The 1135-nt window shown below is 38.1% G+C and carries 1 pseudogene; it reads right to left on the reverse strand.

Going from position 1 to position 1135, the window contains the following annotated elements:
- Positions 1–37: 37 nt before the first annotated feature.
- Positions 38–1135: pseudogene (locus JOC54_RS22820) on the reverse strand (IS3 family transposase); the annotation flags it as partial.

A 1135-nucleotide genomic window follows, 5' to 3' on the forward strand; every position in this document is an offset into this window, starting at 1 on the left:
TAAAGTGTACCCTTTGTAAAGGACATTTTAAAAAAGTCTAAGCTACAGCTAAAAGATGATCACTGTATTGAACAGGGGTCATCTTTTTTCTGTTCCATTGATACCTGTGGTTATTATAATAAGTAATATATTGCTTGATTTCCTTTTGTATATCCTCTAATGTCAAACAACGTTTAATAGAGGTCTCATCTTTCAGGTGTCCGAAGAATGATTCAATTGGGGCATTGTCCCAACAATTTCCTTTTCGGGACATTGATTGTAGGATTCGAAGTTGTTTAACCTTTTTCTGAAATTGAGGATGGGTATAGTGAACCCCTTGATCTGAATGAATGAGCGTATCTTTCTGTTTCCTAAACCTTTTATTTTTCTTTAATTTTTCGAGTGTATCTGTAGCTAGTTCAATCGTCATTCGATCAGATACCTGATAAGCAAGAGCTTCACCGCTGGAACCATCCAATATCACAGATAAATAAGCTCTGGAAGCCCGTCCATAGTTTAAGTAAGTAATATCCGTTAATAAAATTTTCCCAGGCTTACCCTGATTGAATTGGCGTTTCAGTAGGTTAGGGACCACTGAATGTTCTTGGGTCGCCTTCATTAAACGCCTGTACGGATTCGCCTTCCGAAATGGGCAGAAAATGTGATACTTCTTCATGATTCTTCGAATTCTTTTCAAGTTATAGACAACGTTAAAATGACCCGCCAAAGTCATTTTGATTTGGCGCGCGCCTTTCTTCCGATTTTTAAAATGGAAAGCTTTTAAGATGATTTCATTCACTTCTTTATCTCTCAATTCTCGCTGTTTTCTACGTTCTTGAGACTCGTGAGAATAGTATTTATAGTAAGCACTTCTCGAAACTCCCGCGACCTTACAAAGATACCTCACCATCTTCTTAAGCTTATATTTTTCGATCACAAAACGAATGAGAGTGAACTTTTGACTTGGCGAGAGGGCTAATTCTTTAGCCCCCTTTCTGCGAATCGAATCTTTTTTAAAAGTTCATTCTCAGCCTTGAGTAAGTTAATTTGCGCTTCAAGCCGAGCATTTTTTTCCTCAAGAGATACCTCTCGTTCTCTAGGTCTCCCGGAATGGCCTTTCCTTGTATCAGTTAGTCCCATCACTCCATTCTTTTTA

It is taken from the genome of Shouchella xiaoxiensis, assembly GCF_016907895.1.
GTDB classification, from domain to species: domain Bacteria; phylum Bacillota; class Bacilli; order Bacillales; family Bacillaceae_D; genus Shouchella; species Shouchella xiaoxiensis.